Origin of the sequence: Moorena sp. SIO3E8 (assembly GCF_010692445.1) — a bacterium.
Taxonomy (GTDB): Bacteria; Cyanobacteriota; Cyanobacteriia; order Cyanobacteriales; family Coleofasciculaceae; genus Moorena; species Moorena bouillonii.
Genome location: NZ_JAAHHM010000033.1, coordinates 24,969 through 42,884, shown reverse-complemented (window position 1 = coordinate 42,884; position 17,916 = coordinate 24,969). Strand labels below are relative to the sequence as shown.

Annotated in this window: 17 protein-coding genes; 9 read left to right on the top strand and 8 right to left on the bottom strand. The window is 43.1% G+C overall.

The annotated features are described in order from the left end of the window. Window positions 1–191 precede the first annotated feature (191 nt). Window positions 192–821, bottom strand: coding sequence for an NAD(P)-dependent oxidoreductase (locus F6K46_RS16505; protein ID WP_293061372.1), 630 nt, complete (start codon window positions 819–821; stop codon window positions 192–194). A gap of 308 nt (window positions 822–1,129) precedes the next feature. On the opposite strand from F6K46_RS16505, the gene F6K46_RS16500 reads away from it, so the two are divergent. The 3 genes from F6K46_RS16500 (at window position 1,130) to clpB (ending at window position 5,554) form a co-directional block, all read left to right on the top strand. Beyond that, complete coding sequence (locus F6K46_RS16500; protein WP_293061374.1) at window positions 1,130–2,002, top strand: helix-turn-helix domain-containing protein; 873 nt, start codon at window positions 1,130–1,132, stop codon at window positions 2,000–2,002. A gap of 36 nt (window positions 2,003–2,038) precedes the next feature. Then, the gene (locus F6K46_RS16495) at window positions 2,039–2,728 is read left to right on the top strand and encodes a Uma2 family endonuclease (RefSeq protein ID WP_293039412.1); all 690 of its coding nucleotides are present in this window, start codon (window positions 2,039–2,041) and stop codon (window positions 2,726–2,728) included. 153 nt (window positions 2,729–2,881) lie between these two features. Beyond that, window positions 2,882–5,554: an ATP-dependent chaperone ClpB gene (gene clpB / locus F6K46_RS16490; protein ID WP_293061376.1), complete on the top strand. Its 2,673-nt coding sequence runs from the start codon at window positions 2,882–2,884 to the stop codon at window positions 5,552–5,554. Window positions 5,555–5,692: 138 nt separating this feature from the next. Here the strand turns inward: clpB and F6K46_RS16485 are convergent, their stop codons facing one another. Both F6K46_RS16485 and F6K46_RS16480 read right to left on the bottom strand, forming a co-directional pair. Continuing rightward, complete coding sequence (locus tag F6K46_RS16485) at window positions 5,693–5,818, bottom strand: hypothetical protein (protein WP_293061378.1); 126 nt, start codon at window positions 5,816–5,818, stop codon at window positions 5,693–5,695. Window positions 5,819–5,838: 20 nt separating this feature from the next. Beyond that, complete coding sequence (locus F6K46_RS16480) at window positions 5,839–7,401, bottom strand: MBOAT family protein (RefSeq protein ID WP_293061380.1); 1,563 nt, start codon at window positions 7,399–7,401, stop codon at window positions 5,839–5,841. Window positions 7,402–7,931: 530 nt separating this feature from the next. On the opposite strand from F6K46_RS16480, the gene hpsE reads away from it, so the two are divergent. The 3 genes from hpsE (at window position 7,932) to F6K46_RS16465 (ending at window position 11,240) form a co-directional block, all read left to right on the top strand. After that, window positions 7,932–8,927: a hormogonium polysaccharide biosynthesis glycosyltransferase HpsE gene (hpsE, locus tag F6K46_RS16475; protein ID WP_293061382.1), complete on the top strand. Its 996-nt coding sequence runs from the start codon at window positions 7,932–7,934 to the stop codon at window positions 8,925–8,927. Window positions 8,928–9,095: 168 nt separating this feature from the next. Further along, window positions 9,096–10,091 carry a glycosyltransferase family 2 protein gene (locus F6K46_RS16470; protein ID WP_293061384.1) on the top strand — a complete coding sequence of 332 codons (996 nt, stop codon included), beginning with the start codon at window positions 9,096–9,098 and terminating at the stop codon, window positions 10,089–10,091. 159 nt (window positions 10,092–10,250) lie between these two features. Beyond that, a complete protein-coding gene (locus tag F6K46_RS16465; protein ID WP_293027997.1) occupies window positions 10,251–11,240 on the top strand; it encodes a glycosyltransferase in 990 nt (329 codons plus the stop codon). Between the two features lie 481 nt (window positions 11,241–11,721). Here the strand turns inward: F6K46_RS16465 and F6K46_RS16460 are convergent, their stop codons facing one another. The 4 genes from F6K46_RS16460 to F6K46_RS16445 all read right to left on the bottom strand — a co-directional run bounded on the left by F6K46_RS16460 (window position 11,722) and on the right by F6K46_RS16445 (window position 13,888). Further along, a complete protein-coding gene (locus tag F6K46_RS16460; protein WP_293047529.1) occupies window positions 11,722–11,976 on the bottom strand; it encodes a hypothetical protein in 255 nt (84 codons plus the stop codon). Between the two features lie 21 nt (window positions 11,977–11,997). Next, window positions 11,998–12,213 carry a hypothetical protein gene (locus F6K46_RS16455; RefSeq protein ID WP_293061386.1) on the bottom strand — a complete coding sequence of 72 codons (216 nt, stop codon included), beginning with the start codon at window positions 12,211–12,213 and terminating at the stop codon, window positions 11,998–12,000. 278 nt (window positions 12,214–12,491) lie between these two features. Beyond that, window positions 12,492–13,673, bottom strand: coding sequence for a glycosyltransferase family 4 protein (locus tag F6K46_RS16450; RefSeq protein WP_293061388.1), 1,182 nt, complete (start codon window positions 13,671–13,673; stop codon window positions 12,492–12,494). Window positions 13,674–13,720: 47 nt separating this feature from the next. Further along, window positions 13,721–13,888, bottom strand: coding sequence for a hypothetical protein (locus tag F6K46_RS16445; protein WP_293061390.1), 168 nt, complete (start codon window positions 13,886–13,888; stop codon window positions 13,721–13,723). Between the two features lie 212 nt (window positions 13,889–14,100). Here F6K46_RS16445 and F6K46_RS16440 point away from each other — a divergent pair, with 212 nt between their 5' ends. After that, complete coding sequence (locus tag F6K46_RS16440) at window positions 14,101–15,081, top strand: sulfotransferase domain-containing protein (protein WP_293061392.1); 981 nt, start codon at window positions 14,101–14,103, stop codon at window positions 15,079–15,081. 12 nt (window positions 15,082–15,093) lie between these two features. On the opposite strand, the gene F6K46_RS16435 is transcribed toward F6K46_RS16440, so the two are convergent. Continuing rightward, window positions 15,094–15,261 carry a hypothetical protein gene (locus tag F6K46_RS16435; RefSeq protein ID WP_293047540.1) on the bottom strand — a complete coding sequence of 56 codons (168 nt, stop codon included), beginning with the start codon at window positions 15,259–15,261 and terminating at the stop codon, window positions 15,094–15,096. Between the two features lie 71 nt (window positions 15,262–15,332). On the opposite strand from F6K46_RS16435, the gene F6K46_RS16430 reads away from it, so the two are divergent. Both F6K46_RS16430 and htpG read left to right on the top strand, forming a co-directional pair. Beyond that, window positions 15,333–15,614: a hypothetical protein gene (locus F6K46_RS16430; protein WP_293047542.1), complete on the top strand. Its 282-nt coding sequence runs from the start codon at window positions 15,333–15,335 to the stop codon at window positions 15,612–15,614. A gap of 277 nt (window positions 15,615–15,891) precedes the next feature. Next, window positions 15,892–17,892 carry a molecular chaperone HtpG gene (gene htpG / locus F6K46_RS16425; RefSeq protein WP_293061393.1) on the top strand — a complete coding sequence of 667 codons (2,001 nt, stop codon included), beginning with the start codon at window positions 15,892–15,894 and terminating at the stop codon, window positions 17,890–17,892. Window positions 17,893–17,916: the final 24 nt, after the last annotated feature.

The window sequence follows — 17,916 nt, the reverse complement described above, 5'->3', positions numbered from 1 at the left end:
GCCGTCAGCAGTCAGCGGTCAGCGGTCAGCCGTCAGTTTTTGGCTGATATTTCACTAAGCATTCAGATGTTTGACATTGTCTTGATGCAGTCGCTCCTAAACTCCGAAACTCAGTCATAGCTTACTTTTGACTTCTGACTTCTAACTTCTGACTTGCGCTATAGCTGATAGCTGATCCCTGAATACTTACTTCAATAGGACAAACTTGGTGTCTGGTGAATATACTTGTCATCTGCCAGTTGCTTCAATATGAAATCAGCGACATCAGCACGAGAAATTTTGAGTTTTGATGTCTTATCGTTACTTGGAAAACCGTGTCGATATTTGCCAGTGCGATTCCCATCTACAAAGGCTCCAGGACGAACAATTGTCCAGTCTAGACTGCTTTGCTGAACATAGTTCTCTTGCCTTTGATGATCAGCAAACACGTTCCGTAACAGGAATCCAAACATGATATACTTCCAGAAAAAGTTAAGATTTTCCCAACTATCTCCTGCTCCAAGGGTTGATTGGCAGATAAAGCGTCGGATACCTGCTTTTTCCATGGCGTGAATGATCTGTTGCGTCCCCTGTGACCGGATTGTCCCTGTCATCTTCTGACCTGCTCCGAGTACACACACCACTGCTTCTTGACCTTGTACTGCCTTCTCCACTGATGGCAGATCCATGACATCCCCCTGAAGAACCTTGAGATTTGCGTGGTTGATGTCCAGCTTGGCGGGATTCCGTGCAAATGCTGTAACCCTGTGTCCCTGCTCAAGAGCCTGTTCCACAACCTGACGACCTGTACCACCGGTTGAACCAAAAATAAGTATATTCATCTTGTTGATACTTTCTGCTTAACAATCACCCTTACAGCTTAGAAAGGCGATTCATGCTAAGCTGTCTAATTCCTGTGGTACTATCACAATCTTGCGATGGCTTTTCACGTTTTTGCTGGAAACTAGCCCAACCTGACTATAATCAGAACTAAAGCATTCAGCGGTCAGCGGTCAGCGGTTAGCTTTCCATAACTCAGATTCAAAAGCTTCCTAGCCCATAACCACATCAAGTAACCTGCCCATTAGCTGATAGCTGATAACTGATAGCTGATAGCTTAGATCAGAACTAGACGCACTGGCCTTGGATTATGAAAAATCCTGCTATCCAACAGCCTCAAACAAATGACTTATCCCAGAAGTCTCGCCAAACTCAATCCTGGGAAAATATTCGAGTCCAACACTTCCAACATCCTGCTGGAGAGGGAAATTGTCATTACAATGAAGAACATACCCTTTCTATCTCCCTTGCTCCTCGTCCCGTTCGCTTGCTGCAAATTCAGGCAGGCAAAACCTATACAGGGCTGTATAAAAAAGGAGACATGTCCATTACCCCTGCCAAGACACCGTTTTTTGCTCGGTGGGACAGTGATGATAATTACTTGCAGATTCGGCTGAAATCTCAGTTTATTCAAAGTGTTGCTAGCCAAACCCTAGAACAGAATCCCGATCGGCTAGAATTACTGCCTGAATTTCGGACTCGCAATCCACAGATTGAAGCGATCGCAATCATGCTACTCACTGAACTTCAACAGGAATCTTCAGGCAGTACACTTTACATTGATTCTCTGGCTAACGTCTTAGCAGTCAATTTACTCAGGCAGCACGCAGCTACCAAACCTCAGTTGCCAATTTACCAGGGTGGCTTGCCCCTGCGTCAACTACAGCAAATTATAGATTATATTGATACATATTTAGATCGAGATATTAAACTAGCAGAATTAGCTCGATTGCTAGACATGAGCCAATTCCATTTCAGCCGTCTATTTAAGCAATCAATCGGCATGTCTCCCTACCAATACTTGATCCAGCAACGGGTAGAACGGGCGAAGCAGTTGTTGAAACAAAAAGACCGATTAATTGTGGACATTGCCTTAGAGTGTGGGTTCAACAGCCACAGCCATTTGAGCAAAAAGTTTCGAGAATTTACCGGCATGACACCGAAAGCATACAGAGCACATTAGTCCTCTGATCGTGAGTATCCCCTTCGGAAACCAACCATGATACAGTATGACCCATTGCAGTATTTACCCTCTGCAGAAGAGCTACCAGATTCCGACGATACCCCTGTGGATAATGAATTACAAATCCTAATTCCCACTCTATTAAGAGCAGTACTCTCTTCGCTGTGGTCAGAGCGCCAAGATTGGTTCCTAGGGGTAAACATGGGAGTTTACTATAAACCGAAAGAACCGGCTATTGTGCCTGATGGTTTCCTAAGTCTAGGGGTAGTGCGACGTAAGAGTGCAAAGGGAAGGCTCAGCTATGTCCTATGGGAAGAAAATTATATCGTTCCCCAATGGGTGTTAGAAGTCGTTTCTCAAACGCCAGGGGGTGAGTATGACCAGAAGCTGGAAAAATACGCTCAACTAGGAGTACTCAATTACACCATTTATAATCCCCACCATTGGCGACGGGATAAGCATGAGCCGTTGGAGGTGTATCGCTTGGTAGACGGGCAATATATCAGACAATCCGGTGAACCGATAGAGATACCAGAACTAGGCTTGTTAATTGGACGAGAACAAGGGATATACGAGGGATGGCAACGAGAGTGGTTATACTGGTACGATTACCAAGGAAATCGGTTATTGACACCAGAGCAAATTGCACAACAGGAATATCAACGAGCTCAACGGTTAGCGGATTATCTCAAAACAATGGGGATTGATCCAGAAACCCTACCGTGAATGGGAATCCTAACCGTCAATCTTTGATCAACCTTTGATTGATCATAATCCATAGTGGATCAATTTAAAACCCGACTTTCCGGATATAGGGTAAAAGGGATTGCTATACTAACCACAGCATAGATGGTAAAAAAGCGAGATTTGTTGTAAGATATGCAGCCCACTGACGCCAACAAGTTTACTGATAAAGCCTGGGAAGCGATTGTTAAATCTCAAGATGTCGCCCGTCGCTGCAAAAATCAACAGCTGGAAGTCGAACACGTTGCGATCGCATTGTTGGAACAAGATGGGCTACCCAATCGAATTCTATCCCGTATCACTGTTGATGTTAACCGGTTTCAGCAACAACTGGAAAATTTTGCTAACCGCCAACCTAAGGTCGCTAACCTAGACCAATTGTACCTGGGTCGTGCTTTAGACGTGATGCTCGATAATGCGGAAGCCTATCGCAAGGCTTTGCAGGATGACTATATTGCAGTAGAACATCTGTTACTGGCTTTAGCGGTGGATGAACGGGTAGGACGCCGCTTGCTCAAAACCTATAACCAGGATGCGGCAAAGCTCGAAGCCGCCATTAAAGCCATCCGAGGCTCTCAAAAGGTCACAGACCAAAATCCCGAATCCCGTTACGAAGCCTTGGAAAAATACGGGCGGGATTTGACCGAAGCCGCTCAAGCCGGAAAACTTGACCCAGTGATTGGTCGGGATGAAGAAATTCGTCGGGTGGTTCAGGTGCTCTCTCGTCGGTCCAAAAATAACCCCGTGTTGATTGGAGAGCCAGGGGTAGGAAAAACTGCGATCGCAGAAGGACTAGCCCAACGAATTGTGAATGGGGATGTCCCAGAATCCCTGAAAAACCGCCAGCTGATTTCCTTAGATATGGGCAGCTTGATTGCAGGTGCTAAATATCGGGGGGAATTTGAAGACCGACTTAGAGCTGTACTCAGGGAAGTGACCCACTCAGATGGTCAAATTGTCCTGTTTATCGATGAATTGCACACCGTAGTCGGAGCTGGTGCTAGCGGTGGCACTATGGATGCAGGGAATTTACTCAAACCAATGCTAGCTCGGGGAGAATTGCGTTGTATTGGAGCAACTACCCTTGATGAGTACCGTAAGCATATTGAAAAGGATGCTGCTCTAGAACGTAGGTTTCAGCAAGTCTATGTTAAGCAACCAACTGTAGAAGACACCATTTCGATTTTGCGGGGACTCAAAGAACGCTATGAAGTCCATCACGGGGTTAATATAACCGACTCAGCCTTGGTAGCAGCAGCTACCTTATCCCAGCGCTACATTAGTGACCGATTTTTACCCGATAAAGCCATTGATTTGGTGGATGAGGCTGCAGCCAAAATCAAAATGGAAATTACCTCCAAGCCAGTAGAATTGGAAGCGACTGACCGCAGGCTGATGCAGCTGGAAATGGAAAAGTTATCTCTAGAAGGGGAAGATAAGCGAACCACTGCCACCACCGCCACCTATAGTTCTGCCCAAGAACGGTTAGAGCGCATTGAAAAAGAAATTGTGGTTTTACGGGGAAAACAGGAACAACTCAATAAACAATGGCAATCGGAAAAGCAACTTTTACAAGACATCAGTGCCTTAAAAGAGGAAGAAGAACACTTAAGGGTACAAGTGGAACAGGCAGAACGGAATTATGACCTGAATAAGGCAGCCCAGCTAAAATATGGCAAATTAGAGGCTTTACAGCGGGACCGGGAAGCCAAAGAAAGTATGATGCTGGAACTCCAATCCGGAGGTACTGCTCTGTTGCGAGAACAAGTCAGTGAATCCGATATTGCCGAAATTGTGGCCAAATGGACCGGAATTCCCCTGAAGCGATTGCTGGAATCAGAGCGCCAGAAGTTATTACAGCTCGAAGGACATTTACATAAACGGGTGATTGGGCAAACAGAAGCCGTTTCCGCTGTAGCTGCTGCCATTCGTCGTGCTAGAGCAGGGATGAAGGATCCCGGGCGTCCCATTGGTTCCTTCTTGTTTATGGGACCAACTGGGGTCGGTAAAACCGAATTAGCTAGAGCACTGGCCCAGTTTCTGTTTGACAGCGAAGAAGCTCTGGTGCGGATTGATATGTCCGAGTATATGGAAAAACACGCAGTTTCTCGGTTAGTAGGTGCCCCACCAGGATATGTAGGGTATGAAGAAGGAGGACAACTGTCAGAGTCCGTGCGTAGGCGTCCTTACTCAGTAGTATTGCTCGATGAGGTGGAAAAGGCACACCGGGATGTATTTAACATTTTGTTACAGGTACTTGACGACGGACGAATTACCGACTCCCAAGGCAGAACCGTCGATTTCCGGAATACCATTATTGTCATGACCAGCAATATTGGCAGTGAGCATATTTTGGGAGTAGCTGGGGATGATTCCAAGTATGAAGAAATGCGCAAACGAGTGACAGAGTCCTTGCGATCGCATTTTCGCCCAGAATTTGTGAACCGGGTCGATGATGTGATCATATTCCATACCCTAACCCGGGATGAATTGCGCAAGATTGTCGGGATTCAACTCAAACGGATTGAGCGGCTGTTGGCAGAGCAAAAGATTACCCTGGAAATGTCCGAGCAAGCTCAAGATTATCTGACCGACGCTGGATATGATCCCGTCTATGGTGCTCGTCCCTTGAAGCGGGCAATTCAGCGGGAGTTAGAAAATCCCATTGCTACAAAGATTTTAGAAAATATGTTTATCGAAGGGGATACCATTTTCATTGATTGTGGAGATCAGGGGCTTACATTTAGTAATAAAGTACCCAGTAAACCAGTAACAGCTAGTGAATCAGTTGTTCCAGCTGTTAGTTAAGATTAGGGAGCAGGGAGCAGGGAATAGGGAGCAGGGAACAGGGAACAGGGAATAGGGAACAGGGGGAAGAGTGTGGGTTACCGGCATCTGCACTTTCAAAGCTCCGTGGAAACTAGGGATCCCCCCTAACCCCCCTTATTAAGGGGGGGACACAACCGTTGCTGATCTGACTCCCCACACTTCCCACACTTCCCACACTTCCCACACTTCCCACACTCCCCCATCTCCCCATCTCCCCATCTCCCCATCTCCCCATCTCCCCATCTCCCCATCTCCCCACGCCTTTAAAACTGGAAGTAAAGAAATTCGGAAACTCGGTTAAGAGACAGTAGGCAAAATGTAGCGATTAAGCCAATACCTGTTGCCCAGTACCAGCTAGGCTTGAAGTGTTTCATGATTTGCTGGGTATTAGGCAAAAAGGTAACCCCTAGGATTAGTCCGAATAGTACCATAAAGGTCTTTTCTAACCCTATAGGTGGCAGAAGAACTTTCATCTCTTGCCACTCCTGAAATTGGATGCCTAAGGGGGTTAACCAACCCAAGGTATTTTGATAAGTAGTAGGCAAGATAACGCCCTTGAGTCCTACCATTGCCTGTAATATTCCTAGACCATCACTAATACTAGTTGCCCGAAACAATACCCACGTACTTACCACTGCTAAAAATGTCAGCATCCAGGCTAGAATTTTTGGCATGGATAGCTTCATTTGCCGCCACCTATGATTAATTACCAAAAATAAGCCATGGAGTCCCCCCCAAATCACAAATGTCCAGCCAGCACCATGCCACAATCCTCCGAGAAGCATTGTGGCTAATAAGTTACCATATTGACGTAGACGACCGCGACGATTACCACCAAGAGGAATATACAGGTAATCCCGGAGGAAATTGGATAAGGTAATGTGCCAACGTCGCCAAAAGTCACTGATAGATCTCGCTTTGTAGGGTGAATTAAAGTTAATCGGTAGGCGGATATTTGTGATTAATCCTAAGCCAATTGCCATGTCAGAGTAGCCGGAAAAATCGAAATACAGTTGAAAGGTATAACTCAATGCCCCAACCCAGGCTTCTACAAAGCTGAGTTGGTCAGTATTACTAAAAATAGTGGCTACCCAGGGAGATAGATTATCTGCGATCGCAACTTTTTTACCTAAACCTAGGATAAAGAGGCTCAGCCCCATTCCCATGTTTTTCCAGGAAAACAGGCTATTGCGTAACTTCTCAAACTGGGGCAATAGTTCATCGTAACGGAGAATTGGACCGGCTATCAGTTGGGGAAAGAAAGACACAAACAGGCTATAGGTCATAAAATTATACCTACACTTTTTCGTTTCCCCACGATAAGCATCAACAATATAGGCAATTTGGGTAAAGCTATAAAAAGAAATTGCTAAGGGGAGTAAGATTGGTGGAATAGTGATACTTGTGCCTAAAATATAGTTTAATGAATCTACGAAAAAATTAGCATATTTGAAATAGCCCAAAATCGCTAAATTAAAGCAAATACCTATCCAAAGCAGCAGTTTCGTTTGCTGTTTATAACTAATTACTGTAGATACTAGGCTTGAGATTTTATCGGGTTTATCAGGAGCCGCATTATCCTCTCCACTTCCTTCGTCTAACAGAATTACTAGCTTCTCTATCTGTTTACCAATGACATAGTTACCACTAATTGAAATTATTAACAGAGGCAGATAAGCAATTTTCCAATAACCATAAAAAAATAGGGATGCTAACGTCATCCATACCCAGGTTGCTTTAACCACACGGAAGCGACTTAAGCCAAAAAAAACCACCAGGGTAATGGGAAGAAAGCCGAAGATGAAAGCGTATGAGTTGAATAACACGGTAGATGACTCTCGGTAAGTAGGAAATGCTAGGAATATTGCTGTTTTTTAACAGTCAATAGTGAAGAGTTAACACTAAATAGTCAAAACGATACAGTCAACAGTAAACACTAAAGAGTCAACGGTCAACACTCAAAAAATTTTTGGATAAGGGAAAATTATTTTATAAACACCCTGCATATCCCTTACCTTCTCCTAGTCAAGGATTCTAGTCAATGACGTCCATACTCAAAGGTTATTGGGTAAGGGAAAATAATTTTGTAAACACCCTGCATGTCCCTTACCTTAGTCTAGACCACGAGTTATATGGGTAAGTTCACCCATGCTGGCCAATGGGATCGCCCTTGAATTCCAGGAAAATACAGTTGTTGATTTTATCATAATTATGATTGAGTGGGTGAAGGAGGTTCTCTCCATCAATCTCAAATCACCAATCAGGATATCTCAGGATATCAAATTATGCTTCTATTAGTTGAGCCAATTTGGCAAAATTGTGGTGATTTACTAACAAAGCTAGATGAGCTAGTTCTATGGCTGTTGACTTTACTGTAGCGATTCCGACCTATAATGGGGCGAAGCGTTTACCATTACTGCTCGAAGGACTGCGATCGCAAACTTTCCTCAACTCCATCAGTTGGGAAATTATTGTTGTTGACAACAATAGTAGCGATGATACTGCCCAGGTTATTCAAGACTATCAAAGCAATTGGGATTTATCTGTCCCCTTAAGATATTGTTTTGAACTCGAACAAGGATCAGCATTTGCCAGGTTGCGAGCTGTCCAGGAGGCTAAAGGTGAATTAATCGGTTTTTTAGATGATGACAATTTACCTGATCCCAACTGGATTGCTGCAGCCTATAGCTTTGGTCAAAAGTATCCTAAGGCAGGAGCCTACAGTGGTCAAATTCACGGTGATTTTGAAGTCGAACCCCCAGAAAATTTTGATCCCATCAAGCAATTTCTCGCAATTCGGGAACATGGACCAAACCCCCATCCCTTTCAACCCGAGCAAATCAGGCTACCCCCAGGGGCAAGCTTAGTCGTTCGTAGACAAGCTTGGCTCGATAGTGTGCCACCTCGTCCCAGTTTGACAGGCAAACTACCCGGATTATTCGTCCAGGGGGATGATTATGAGCCATTGCTGTATATGTACAAAGCAGGTTGGGAAATTTGGTATAACCCAGCCATGCATAGCTATCATCAGATTCCCCAGTGGCGTCTTCAGAGAGATTACTTGCTCACTCTCGCTCGTGGCTGTGGTTTGGCCACATGTCAGCTCCGCCTGATTAATGCTACCTTTTGGCAAAAGCCTATAGTAATTACCAAAACCTTATTGGGAAATTTGCGCCGATTTATCCTACATTTCCTTAAGTATCGAGGACAATTTAAAACTAATCTCATTGCTGCCTTTGAACTAGAATTCTTCTGGGGCAGTTTGCTCAGTCCATTTTTTACTATTAGAAAGCTTTTACAAAATAAGGGAACAGGGAACAGGGAACAGGGAACAGTGGAAAATAATAGTTGACGCACATACTATCATTATAACACTTTTTTAATAGGTATGTTTAGATAAAAAAAAATCATATTCAATGAAGTACAAAAACTAATTTTTCCGACTCCCGATTCCCGATTCCCTACTCCCTACTCCCTATTCCCTATTCCCTACTCCCTACTCCCTACTCCCTTTGCTAAAATGACTCAAATATCCTTAATTATTCCAGTTAGAAATAGGCAACACTATACTCAGAATATTCTGAGTCAAATTTTTCAGCAAATTCCTCAAGCAAATACCGATAATACCTCAGTCATTTCAGTCATCATAGTAGATGATGGTTCCACAGATGGCACCCGAGACATGATTAGACGTCAATTTCCCAATGTTTACTTAATTGAGGGAGATGGCAATCTTTGGTGGACAGGTGGAATTTGTCTCGGGATGAACTATGCCATAGATAAATTAGACTCCGATTACCTAGTGTGGCTAAATGATGATATTTCTCTGTCAGACAATTTCCTTAACAACCTGATTGATATTTGTCAATCTCCACTGTACAATAATACAATTGTTGGGGGTATTGTCCGGGATAAAACCTATTCCGATTGGATTGTGTTCAGTGGCATGCATAAAAAACAGCCAATTCGGAGTATGGATTATTTTGCGACAGCAGAAGCTAGGTCAGTCGATACCCTAAATGGTAATATAGCTATCATCCCCAGAGCAGTGGTCGATAAAATTGGATTTCCAGATGCTGATAGATTCCGGCATTACGGCGGTGACTTTGAGTTTGTTAGTCGTGCTCATAAATCAGGATTTAACGTGATTTTGTCAAGTAAACTCCAAGCCACTACTGATTATAATTTAAATGACTTGATTCGTTATATGCCCCCTTTACTACAATGGTATCTTCAACCGAATACAGCCAAAAGACTAGAGATTTTGAAAGGATTCACTAATTTAAAGTCAAATTATAATATCTGGCATATGGTCAATATAATTTATCAAAATTCAAAACATGTACCTTTCTGGAGGTATGCTATTTTATATGTTAGGCAAGTTATTAAACTGTTAGTCAGTGATTTTTTACTCAAGAGTCAAACTGAAACAACTCTCAAAAACTATTTGAAGCAGCAAAATGCTCCAGAAGAAACTATTAAGGGGCTAATGAACCATAGAACTAAATCAGTATAGCATTGTCAGCTATCAGCTATCAGCTATCAGCTATCAGCTATCAGCTATCATATTAAACTAAATACTTAAATTTTTTCCTACTCCCTACTCCCTATTCCCTACTCCCTGCTCCCTGCTCCCTACTCCCTACTCCCTTAATGTCAGAACCATGAAATTTAAATGAAGGCCAGCTTAATATCTATAATTATACCGGTTTATAATGACGAAAAAACTATCAAACAGACTATTCAATCTGTTTTAAATCAGACATTTACGGATTTTGAAATAATTGTCATTGATGATGGCTCCCAAGACTCGACAGGGGAAATAATTTATAGTATCAAAGATGTTCGATTAAAAATTTTTTCCTATCCCAATGCTGGTGTCAACTCAGCCCGTAATCGTGGATTATCCCATGCTTCAGGGGACTATATTGCTTTCCTAGATGCCGATGATCTCTGGCATCCAGATAAATTAGAGTTCCAGTTAAAGGCTTTAGAGGCAAACCCCCAAGCCGCCGTTGCCTATAGTTGGACAGATTATATCGATGAATCAGGTCAGTTTGTGCGGCGGGGTAACCATATCACTCTCAATGGTAATGTTTATCCTCAGCTCTTGCTAACTGATTTTTTGGAAAATGGTTCTAACGTCCTGATTCGTAAGAAAGCATTTGACACAGTTGGTCAATTTGATGAATCCCTAACCCAGGCAGAAGATTGGGATATGTGGCTGCGGCTCGCAGCTCGTTATCCCTTTGTAGCTGTACCATACCCACACATTTTATATCGAGTCTCAGCTAATTCAGCCTCTTCTGATACTTCCAAGATGGAAGCAGGTTGCTTACAAGTAATTGAACGAGCCTTTGCTGCTGCTCCTGATTCTCTACAATATCTGAAAAAGCACAGCCTCGCTAACCTGTATAAGTACCTAATTTTCAAGGCTTTTGAATCATTTCCAGAACGACACATAACCCTAGCCGCACTCCGATTTCTTTGCCATGCCCTCAGACATGATCCAACCTTATTACTGGCAAAGGTTACCTTAAAAGTATTGCTGAAAATTATCCTATTACTTATATTACCTGCTCCTCAGTCTACCGCATTACTGAATCGATTTCCAGGATTATTTAATACTAGCACTATTCTTGGATATCTGCGAACAGAACCTTAGACGGGTGCATCGTAAGCATTCAGCTATCAGCATTCAGCCATCAGCATTCAGCTATCAGCATTCAGCAATCAGCAATCAGCATTCAGCATTCAGCCGAAGGCCAAGGTCTTTGGCTGAATGCTGATAGCTAACTTTAAACCTACTAACCTTAAACCTGCTAACCTTAAACCTAATAACCTTAAACCTAATAACTTTAAACCTGCTAACCTTCAACACTAATAACTTTAAACCTGCTAACCTTAAACCCACTAACCTTAAACCCACTAACCTTAAACCTGCTAACCTTCAACCAAAAAACCTTCAACCAAAAAACCTTCAACCAAAAAACCTTCAACCTGCTAACCCAAAAAAATAGCCGCAGAAATACTTTCCACGGCTAGGAATTTTCGCTTATGCACTCAATTTTATTACCAATTTGTTCGCTACGCGAACAGACCGGAGCCTTTGTCCGGGGGGGAAACCCCCCCAGAAATTTAAGGTGTTAACGCCAAATCCAGTATCTCCTCATCATCGTCATAAATTGCCCTGGAATTCCAGTGGGCTGAAGAGGACTCCACTCCGAAAGCTGTGCATAGCCCATGGCATTAAGGATATGCATGGTATGGCTTATTTGCTGGCGAGTTCCCTTCAGAATATACGGAACAAGGAATTCTTTTTCGGAAAACTCCTCAGGAGTAATCTCCGGAGTGATATCCTCTGGATTGTTGTCTGAATTTGGCAGAAAATTGTGATGCATAGTCGAAACAATGTTTTTAACTTAATAAATATAATCATAATGATTACTAACATATTTGTCAAGGGTTTTTAGAATTTTTTTTGAGGGATAATTTAAAGGAAACGAGGAAATCGGGAATCTGAAATCGGGAATCGGGAATCGGGAATCGGGAATCGGGAATCGGGAATCGGGAAAATATCGGAAGCGTTCGCGTAGCGTGACATGCAGGTCAATCGCGTAGGGTGACATGCAGGTCAATCGCGTTTTTTTTTAATTAAAATTACCGATAAAATCGGTTAGCTAAAATTGTAATAACAAGTTAGCGTTAGCGTAGCGTGACATGCAGGTCAATCGCGTAGCGGCTCTTTGCTGAGCATCGCGTTTTTTTTCGGAGTAATATTACCGAAAGCTTCGACAACAGTAAATTTGTAAAATCTGAAGTTCCCTACTCCCTACTCCCTACTCCCTACTCCCTACTCCCTACTCCCTACTCCCTACTCCCTACTCCCTACTCCCTACTCCCTACTCCCTACTCCCTACTCCCTACTCCCTGTTCCCTTTGCCATTAATCTACACCGTTCAATCATATCAATATAAGCTGGCGATAACTCCTGCCAACTAAACCGTTCATAGACCGTACGATGACAATTTTCACGCTTACTATCGTTATACCCTTCACTCAATACTTGAGTAATTAAATTAGCTAAACTTCCGGTTAATTCAAAATTAGCGAAATATCCTTCATTGCCTAAAACAAAGTGAGTAATGTCATAATCATGAGCTAAACAAGGTAAACCATGGGACATCGCTTCCACAATTACTCTTGGTAATCCTTCATGGAGAGACGCTAAGACGAAAATATCAGCAACTTTATAGTAATTCGTTACCTGCTCACGAGCAACAGTTCGCACTTGAAACTGATCAACCCCTAATAGATCTTGCCCAAGCTGAATAATTTCCGGTGATTCAAAATCCTGTTGACCTAATAATAAGAGTAATGGTCTAGGTTTTGGCAAACTCGCTACTTCATGAATGATGTAGTCCATGCGTTTATGATACTTGTTAATCGCTGCCACAGAAAGAATTAACGGTTGCTGTTTCGGTAGTCCTAATTTCTCTCGTAAAGCCTCTCGTTCTAATGGTGACAGTATCTGTAATTTGGAAGGGATGAAGAATCCAGAGGGAAGTAGACTTTGTTTCTCAACAGGCTCTCCATAGGTTAACGCCTGTTTATAGTGAATTGGTGTTAACTGCTGTACATGATCCCAACGGTAAAAAGGAGGAGAGAAGGCTCCTCCATTACGGAAAAGCAGCTTATAATTCTGTTTTGTCAAACGCCGCCAGTGCCACAGTAGATAGCCTAAGCCATCATCACTGAAGTAAATTACCTCTGGACGTTCACGATATATATGTGATAATAAACTTACGATAAATGATGCTTGTTCAATAAAGTAGCCTTCTTGTCTGACAAAATAGTCACCTTTTTTTAAAAAGTTACTTAATTGCTTAACCAATCTTCCCAGTTGACCGGCCATCCAACTATACCGTGGTAGATTCCATAATGTAATCATTTTTTCTTGAGACTTACCTCCTCCTTTAAACAGGGTGATATCAAGAGAAGATTCCTGAGATAAAGCGGCGAAGCACTCTTGGGCAAACGATTCATAGCCCCGCTGGATATGACCCAGACCAGAACAGATTATAAAAACTTTAGTCATGGTATATAGCAGTTATCAATATGGGTGAGGTACTTTCGTCTTGGGTTTTAGGGAGCAGGGAGCAGGGAGTAGGGAGTAGGGAGTAGGGAGGGTGGAGTGGTAAAAATTATGTGTATCTCATGAATGAGTCTGAGAATTGCTATAGCGGATTTATTTATCTTGGGTATATAGTTAAATTGTATAGCGCTGCGCTTAGGGAATAGGGAATTGATCACTTTGGTTTTTTTGTTAAAATAGCTTTTTTTATAGTAATGACGTAAACAGGATTTTTTGGCAATTCCGAAGTTCCCGACTCCCGACTCCCGACTCCCGACTCCCTACTCTCTACTCCCGACTCCCGACTCCCGTTCCCATCCTGGGAGGGGTTAGGGGGGATTCCGACTCCCGACTCCCTTTTGTTAACATCTAAAATTAACCTATAATAATTATGATACTTAACGGGATTTTAGTTAGATCAATCATTGTTGGTGCTTGGTCTTTTGTCAAGAGCAAACTACCACCAGAAGGAAGACGAAAACTAGGAACATTCCTAGGACGAATGGCTCAAAAGCCTCTAATCACTAGTCTAGTGCGTTGGTATGATCAACGGTCAGTGGATGCCTATCTGATTTCATTTCCTAAATCTGGACGAACCTGGCTCAGATTGATGATTGGACGGGTATTAGAAAAGCATTTAGGTCTAACTGACCCCAAAATTATGGAGAGAATATTGGAGTTGGAAACCTTAGCACCATTGCACCCTGATGTCCCAAAAATTCGAGTTATTCATGATGATGAACCAGAATGGAAAAAGCCTGATGAACTTGTTCAAAGTAAGGCCAACTATAAAAATGCTAAGGTAATTCTATTAGTCCGAGACCCTAGGGATGTAGTAGTATCTATCTACTTTGAACATACTAAACGGGTGGGACACTATGCTCACATCATGCAGCAAGTAGACTCTCTGAAGCAGTATGCTGAACGAATTAAACCCTATGAGGGGGATTTGCCTAGCTTCATTCATGAGTCAGTGGGGAGCTTTGATACCTTGATTAGGTATTACAATATATGGGAAGCTAATCGCTATCTACCGAAAGATTTTTTGCTGGTGCGTTATGAAGATATCCAAACAAATACAAAAAAAGAATTGAAGCGGGTTTTAGAATTTTTAGGTGTTAAATCAGTTCGGAATGAAGTAATTGAGGAAGCTGTTAACTTTGCCTCCTTTAAGAATATGCGCCAGATGGAACAAAACCGGACATTTAAATCCGATCGCTTGACTCCAACTGACCAGCAAGATCAAGAGTCTTACAAAACTCGTAAAGGAAAAGTAGGAGGATTTACTGAATATTTAAATCAAGAGGATATTGATTATATGAATTCAAAAATGGAGGAAAATTTATCTTATTTTTACCACTACAAACCCTGAAGCTGTTGTGGGTTATGATACTAAGTAGCGGTCAAAGGTACAACTTTCTATTGCCCCAATCTCCCCATCTCCCCATCTCCCCATCTCCCCATCCCACCAATCTACTATCTTTGAATGCAACTCGGTATCAGGTGTGGGGTGTTTAGCGATCGCGTAGCGTGACAAGCAAGTCAATCGCACTCAAGGCAAGTGGGCTTATTCAACAGGCTAGACTAAACTAGTGTATATATCTAGCTAGTCGGCTATTAAAAATGATTCTTAACCAAAACTTCCAGGTCATTGATAATGCTGCCCAAATTGATGAGCACTTTTGTTTAAAATTAGAACCGGAAGCTAAGGCAAAAGTCTACCGAGTCTTGATCAACGATACAGGACAAATCCTACTCGATCCAATTCCAGAAGAAGAACAGTGGTTATGGCAAAATCCCGAAACCCTGGCGCAGGTGAAACGAGGTATCCACCAAGCAGCAGAAGGGAAAGGAAAATATTTAGGTGATTTTGCTCAGTATGCTAGCCTGGAGATTGATGACTAGTGGATTTTCGGTTGGAATTTCAATCTGAAGCTGAACAAGCAGCTGACTGTTTTGGCTATTACCTCTCATCCCTAGCCAGGAAATTTTTCATTGTTGTCCCTATCCCAACCATGTTCTGTAGATTTGGGGGGTTAGGGGGGCGAAACCAACTAAACTTCACTAGTCTTCCTCAAGATACGGAAATCCGAATCCCTATCGGTGGACAACCCCATCTGTCGTATCAAAAGTTATCCCTCAGAATCGTTAAAGGGACATTCATATAAATATACCTATACCAATGACTGTACTGGAACAAGGCACAATCACGATTCATACTGAGAATATCTTCCCGATTATCAAGAAGTCTCTCTACACCGATCACGAAATCTTCTTGCGGGAGCTGATCTCCAACTCAGTGGATGCCATCCAGAAGTTGAAGATGGTCTCTTATGCTGGGGAGATTGACGGGGATGTGGGAGACCCGGAAATTAAAATTACCATTGATAAGGATAAGAAAACTCTCTCCATCTCAGATAACGGCATTGGGATGACTGCCGATGAGGTGAAAAAGTATATTAATCAAGTTGCTTTTTCTAGCGCTGAAGAATTTATCCAGCAGTACCAAAAGGAAGCTGACCAACAGATTATCGGTCACTTCGGATTGGGTTTCTACTCTGCTTTCATGGTGGCTCAGAAGGTGGAAATTGATACCCTGTCTTATCAGTCAGGAGCTTCAGCGGTTCATTGGGCCTGTGATGGTTCTCCAGCCTTTGAACTATCGGATTCTGAGCGGACGGAACGGGGTACTACCGTTACCCTGACCATGCAAGAGGAGGAACAGGAGTACTTAGAACCCTCACGGATTCGTCAGCTAGTCAAATCCTACTGTGATTTCATGGCAGTGCCCATCAAGCTGGAAGATGAGGTGATCAACAAGCATGAGGCACTGTGGAAGAAATCCTCAAGAGACCTGACCAAAGAAGACTATCTAGAATTCTATCGCTATCTTTACCCGTTCCAAGATGAACCCTTGCTGTGGGTACATCTAAACACAGATTATCCTTTCTTGCTTGATGGCATTCTCTATTTCCCTAAGCTAAAGCCAGACGTGGATGTGACTAAGGGGCAAATCAAGCTTTTCTGTAATCAAGTGTTTGTGAGTGACAACTGTGAGGAAGTAATTCCTAACTTCCTGATGCCACTGCGAGGGGTGATTGATAGTCCTGATATTCCCCTGAATGTTTCCCGTTCTGCTCTGACCAAGGACAGGACAGTGGCTCGGATTGGTGACTTTATTGCTAAGAAAGTTGGCGATCGCTTAAAGCAACAGTATCAAGATGAGCGGGATAAGTACATCCGTTCCTGGCAAGATGTGGGTACATTCGTTAAGTTTGGCTGCATCAATAGCGATAAGTTTAAGAAACAAGTAGAAGATATTGTGATCTTCCGCACCACCTATCAACCGGTGGAAAGTTCCGAAGCTCCAACCACTGACAGCCCTAAGGTAGAGGTGCAATCCCAAGATGGGGATGCTTGGGAGGATGTCACTCCAGATGCTGGCACAGAAGAGGTGAAGTCTTCCTCTTCTCAACCCTACACCACCATCAAAGAGTATCTAGAGCGCAATAAAGAAAATCATCAAAATCGGGTATTCTATTGCACTGATGAGGCTAGCCAAGCCACTTATGTAGAACTGCACAAAAATCAAGGGTTAGAAGTCCTATTTATGGACTCCTTTATCGACACCCACTACATTAGCTTCTTGGAACGGGAATATACAGAGGCTAAGTTCTCTCGGGTGGATTCGGACCTGGATGATACCCTTGTTGATAAGGAGCAGGAAAAAGAGATTGTTGACCCGAAGACCAACAAAACCCGTTCTGACCTGATTAAGGAACTGTTCGAGCAAGCGATTAATAAGCCTAAGGTCAATGTTCGGACTCAAGCCCTCAAGTCTGATGACCCCCAAGGCACCCCACCGGCAATGGTATTGTTACCGGAAGCAATGCGCCGTCTACAGGAAATGACTGCCATGATGCAGCAGGAGTCAGTGCAGTTCCCAGAGGAACATATTTTAGTGGTCAATACCACCCACCCACTGATTCAGAATCTAGTCAACCTCAGTCAAAGCAGTATTATTCAGAGTGGCGGTCAGTCTCCCTCAGCGGAATTGGCTAGCATGATTTGTCAGCATGTCTATGACCTGGCACTGATGGCCCAGAAAGGCTTTGATGCCGAAGGCATGAAGGCGTTTGTGGAACGGTCGAATAAGGTTATGACCCGTTTGACGCAAGAGTAATCGGGAGTAGGGAGTAGGGAGTAG